This is a genomic window from Pseudomonas sp. HY13-MNA-CIBAN-0226, from assembly GCF_040310305.1.
GTDB lineage: Bacteria > Pseudomonadota > Gammaproteobacteria > Pseudomonadales > Pseudomonadaceae > Aquipseudomonas > Aquipseudomonas gregormendelii.
Genome location: NZ_JBEOPS010000042.1, coordinates 1 through 4,218 on the forward strand (window position 1 = coordinate 1; position 4,218 = coordinate 4,218).

Annotated in this window: 5 protein-coding genes and 2 tRNA genes; 4 read left to right on the forward strand and 3 right to left on the reverse strand. The window is 55.5% G+C overall.

The window, feature by feature from the left end; all coding sequences use genetic code 11:
* Nucleotides 1-470 precede the first annotated feature (470 nt).
* A tRNA-Arg gene (locus tag AAEZ05_RS27535) sits at nucleotides 471-547 on the reverse strand.
* A gap of 279 nt (nucleotides 548-826) precedes the next feature.
* Between AAEZ05_RS27535 and AAEZ05_RS27540 the strand changes: the two genes are divergently transcribed.
* From AAEZ05_RS27540 to AAEZ05_RS27550, 3 genes are all read left to right on the forward strand, one after another.
* Nucleotides 827-1,060, forward strand: coding sequence for a hypothetical protein (locus AAEZ05_RS27540; protein WP_350649689.1), 234 nt, complete (start codon nucleotides 827-829; stop codon nucleotides 1,058-1,060).
* Between the two features lie 22 nt (nucleotides 1,061-1,082).
* A complete protein-coding gene (locus AAEZ05_RS27545) occupies nucleotides 1,083-1,262 on the forward strand; it encodes a PA3371 family protein (protein ID WP_045057441.1) in 180 nt (59 codons plus the stop codon).
* 495 nt (nucleotides 1,263-1,757) lie between these two features.
* The gene (locus AAEZ05_RS27550) at nucleotides 1,758-2,084 is read left to right on the forward strand and encodes an Arc family DNA-binding protein (RefSeq protein ID WP_003178899.1); all 327 of its coding nucleotides are present in this window, start codon (nucleotides 1,758-1,760) and stop codon (nucleotides 2,082-2,084) included.
* Between the two features lie 103 nt (nucleotides 2,085-2,187).
* Here AAEZ05_RS27550 and mgtE read toward each other — a convergent pair whose 3' ends face one another.
* The gene (mgtE, locus tag AAEZ05_RS27555) at nucleotides 2,188-3,630 is read right to left on the reverse strand and encodes a magnesium transporter (RefSeq protein WP_045057442.1); all 1,443 of its coding nucleotides are present in this window, start codon (nucleotides 3,628-3,630) and stop codon (nucleotides 2,188-2,190) included.
* 333 nt (nucleotides 3,631-3,963) lie between these two features.
* Between mgtE and AAEZ05_RS27560 the strand changes: the two genes are divergently transcribed.
* On the forward strand, nucleotides 3,964-4,122 hold the full coding sequence (locus tag AAEZ05_RS27560; RefSeq protein ID WP_350601566.1) for a hypothetical protein: 159 nt from the start codon (nucleotides 3,964-3,966) through the stop codon (nucleotides 4,120-4,122).
* A gap of 19 nt (nucleotides 4,123-4,141) precedes the next feature.
* Here the strand turns inward: AAEZ05_RS27560 and AAEZ05_RS27565 are convergent.
* Nucleotides 4,142-4,218 (reverse strand) — tRNA-Arg (locus tag AAEZ05_RS27565).

A 4,218-nucleotide genomic window follows, 5' to 3' on the forward strand; every position in this document is an offset into this window, starting at 1 on the left:
CGTCAAAACTGCGTAACTCATTGTTTACCAAGGAGTTTTCCGTTTCGACTGCGCCGGAAGTGGGGCGAATTATAGACACCTGAGATCTGCCGTCAAGCACTGATTCTGGATTTCTATCAAAAGGGCTGATTTGCTGCTCAAACAGAGCAACACCGCCATTCAAAGCCCCCTCCTGACAACCGCTTCTATATAGAGAGAGGCAAGACAGCCCCCCCCTACGAAGCTTTGATGACCTCGCTAAAGCGACCCGCATTCAGGATTGACACTATATAGCTGAGTATTTTCCGATGCCCCTGCCCCCCCCCCCTGGGATCGTGACGGTCGAGTCACGCCACAACGACCGAGGAATGCCACCCACAAAAAAGCCCCGCTTGCGCAACGCAAGCGGGGCTTTTTTACTCCCATCGCCATACTGCTTTCGCAGCAATATTTCAGCTAATCAGAGTAGGGGCTCAAGAGCCTGAATAATTTGGTGTCCCAGGGCAGGTTCGAACTGCCAACCTTCCCCTTAGGAGGGGGATGCTCTATCCAATTGAGCTACTGAGACACTGATCGCCACCGCTCTTGCGAAGGACGGCCTGCATGTTAACGGCCAGTTCCCCGTTTGTCATGTCGTACCCATCCTTTTTAAGCGTAGGCATTTTCGTCAGGAAATTCACGCCCATCGTGCAGATTGCACCAGGGCAAAAATCCCATTCTTGCAAAATGCAATGCCGGCATGCCTACCAATAGCGCTAACCTATTGATTTTATTGTGATAAAAGCCAATAAATCATTGGCATGCTGCCTGCTTTAACTGCTTTCATACACAAGCGGAGGCCAGCCTCATGAACAGCACTCTATTAGTAGCCAATGCAATCGCCCTGGCGATCGTACTGGGTGTTCATTTTGCGCCGGAGAATGACGAGGTCGCCGCCAACCAGCGAACGCCTCACTACCTTCAGCTGCAAAGAGCTCCTCAGCTTGCCGTCATTAACAACCCAACCCGCGCATCCGCACAGGACGCGAGTCAGGCGATGGCGGTCGCCATCACGCCATCTTCGGATCGCCTGGTATTTTGAATTTCTTCATCAGGAGCACAGCATGTCCAAATGGGCCACAGGATTTCTCGCCTTATGTCTAATGAGCGGCATGCTGCATGTGGCCCTGATCGAGGATACCCTTGTGACTGCGCCGCTGGTTGTGTGCGCAGTATCTGGCATCCTGTTCCTGCTGGCGCTGATTGCCGGTCGCAAAATCAAGTTTGATCCCGTATTGCGCTAACGCCTGCGGATCGAATTGCACTCTGCAACAAGGGGCCTCAAAGGGCCCCTTGGCTTTTCGCCAGGCAGCTTCATCGTCGGCCAGCGCCCGGACAAGGCAGACTCGACTGCCATCCATCCTGAATATACCCTCCTCCACACGTCCTCCCTAGTAAATCGGCCAATTGCCACTACTCTCTAATAGAAGGCGCAATGAGGGCGCGCTTTGACACGAGCTTATGGTGTCTTCGGACATCATCCGCCAGGGAAGCAGGCAACCGGAGACGTGGGCCCGCCAAACTTACCAACCAGTCCGCATTTCTGATAATTGGTGCTGGCAGAAAGCCTTTATCCGGTTCAATATTTGTCACAGAATTGACGCCAACGAACTGGCAATCTTGAGGCATCATGCGGGCTTCTATCAATTCAGGTTGAACATTTGGCCCGAACGCTTGTCCTATCAGACATCCTGCGGCCAATCCCAAGAACCGCTCCCCTGAACTAACCGGTTAAATATATGCGCCCATTGAAACAGGCAATTTATTCCAGCCGTACGGCTGACAAGTTTGTCGTACGTCTGCCAGACGGAATGCGTGAACGCATTGCCGAAGTGGCTCGCAATCATCATCGCAGCATGAACTCCGAAATTATTGCACGCCTTGAGCAAAGCCTTATTCAGGAAGGTGCGCTGGGCGAAGAGCTGAGCATGCGCCTGGACAGCCCGGAGCTGTCACTGCACGAACGCGAACTGTTGCAACGCTTCCGCCAACTTTCTCATCGCCAGCAAAACGCGCTGGTTTCACTGATCGCCCATGACGCCGAGATGGCTGCAGACGCGTCCTGATTCAGCCGAATTCCCCAAGCCAGCTTAATTGCTGGCTTTTTTTTGCCTGAAATCCAGGCGTAAAAAAACCCGCCTGATGAGGGCGGGTTTTTAGCTCTGCAGGTCAAAGCAGGAAGATAGTTGCCAGCCCCAGGAAGATAAAGAAACCACCGCTGTCGGTCATGGCAGTGATCATCACGCTGGCACCCATTGCCGGGTCTCGTCCCAGCCGGGCCAGCGTCATGGGGATCAGCACCCCCATCAATGCCGCAAGCAACAGGTTGAGCGTCATGGCGGCCGTCATCACCACCCCCAACGACCAGCTGCCGTAGAGCAGATAGGCAACGATGCCGATAACCCCACCCCAGACCAGCCCGTTGATCAGGCCTACCGCCAGCTCCTTGCGCATCAATCGCGAGGTATTGCCGGTGCTCACTTGGTCCAGGGCCATGGCCCGAACAATCATGGTGATGGTCTGGTTACCCGAGTTGCCACCAATACCCGCCACAATCGGCATCAATGCCGCCAGTGCTACCAGCTTCTCGATCGAACCTTCGAACAGGCCGATGACCCGCGAGGCGATGAAGGCGGTGACCAGGTTCACTGCCAGCCAGGCCCAACGGTTACGCAGGGACTTCCAGACGGACGCGAAGATGTCTTCCTCTTCACGCAGACCCGCCATGTTGAGCACTTCGTTTTCGCTCTCTTCACGGATCAGGTCGACCATCTCATCGATCGTCAGACGACCTATCAACTTGCCGTTCTTGTCGACCACGGGTGCGGAGATCAAGTCATAACGCTCGAACGCCTGGGCCGCGTCGTAGGCATCTTCGTCCGGGTGAAAGCTCACCGGATCGCTGGCCATCACTTCCGCAACCTGCTTGTCGGGGTCGTTGACCAGCAGACGCTTGATCGGCAGGACACCCTTGAGCACGCCGTCGTAATCGACGACAAAAAGCTTGTCGGTATGACCCGGCAACTCTTTCAAGCGCCGCAGGTAGCGCAGGACCACTTCCAGGCTGACATCCTCGCGGATCGTCACCATCTCGAAGTCCATCAGCGCGCCAACCTGCTCCTCGTCATAGGACAACGCGGAGCGCACGCGCTCACGCTGCTGACCATCGAGGGTTTCCATCAGCTCGTGCACGACGTCGCGCGGCAGTTCGGAGGCCAGGTCAGCCAGTTCGTCGGCGTCCATGTCCTTGGCTGCTGCCAGGAGCTCGTGATCGTCCATGTCGGCGATCAGGGTCTCACGGACCGAATCAGAGACTTCGAGCAGGATGTCGCCGTCGCGATCAGCCTTGACCAGCTTCCAAAGCGTCAGGCGGTCATCAAGCGGCAGCGCTTCGAGGATGTAGGCGACGTCGGCGGAGTGCAGGTCATCGAGCTTGCGTTGCAGCTCGACCAGGTTCTGCCGGTGAACCAGGTTTTCGACCCGTTCGTGGTGCGGCCCTTCCTGACGGTGCGTCAGGTCTTCGACCACACGTTGGCGCTGCAACAGCTCAACGACTTGAGCGAGGCGGTCTTGCAGGCTTTCTTGCGTTTTCTTTACTTCAACTTCAGACATAGGCGAACTCCACTCCCAGCAGCGGGGCACGCCGGGAGGATCAATCAGTCAATTCATGATTGGACAATCGGGATTTCAAGTGACTCTTTAAGTAACTACTGGGTAAGTCCATGAAGGTATTCCACAAGCCCCGGCGGGGCTGACGGGCGCAATCATACACCGCCGGGGAGTTTTAAACGTTAAAAAATCGCGGCTGGAAACAAGCGCTTGCAAGACAAACCTGAGTGCCGCCCTGACCGTTTAATGTGCGACGACCCATGGCCAAGAGAAAACACAGTGCTTGAGGAAAATGTAGCGGCCACCCTCCTCTAGGACCGTCATGGAGAACGATTAATGCCATCGCTTGGCTATTATTTTTCCTGGCTGGATTTTTCTGCCTGCCAGGCCCGCGCAGCAGCCACGACACTTCACCGCAGCGCGGTGGTGCAATTGGATGAGAGAAGGGGCATTGAGGAAGAAGGCAAATCCCAGACGGCAAAAAGCCCGCTTTAGAGGCGGGCTTTTTGGTGTTTGGTGCACTCGACAGGATTCGAACCTGTGACCGCTCGGTTCGTAGCCGAGTACTCTATCCAGCTGAGCTACGAGTGC

Bases quoted from the DNA above. Each gene is read 5' to 3' on its own strand.
- AAEZ05_RS27540 (WP_350649689.1), top strand. From the start codon at position 827: ATGAACAGCACTCTATTAGTAGCCAATGCAATCGCCCTGGCGATCGTA.
- AAEZ05_RS27545 (WP_045057441.1), top strand. From the start codon at position 1,083: ATGTCCAAATGGGCCACAGGATTTCTCGCCTTATGTCTAATGAGCGGC.
- AAEZ05_RS27550 (WP_003178899.1), top strand. From the start codon at position 1,758: ATGCGCCCATTGAAACAGGCAATTTATTCCAGCCGTACGGCTGACAAG.
- mgtE (WP_045057442.1), bottom strand. From the start codon at position 3,630: ATGTCTGAAGTTGAAGTAAAGAAAACGCAAGAAAGCCTGCAAGACCGC.
- AAEZ05_RS27560 (WP_350601566.1), top strand. From the start codon at position 3,964: ATGCCATCGCTTGGCTATTATTTTTCCTGGCTGGATTTTTCTGCCTGC.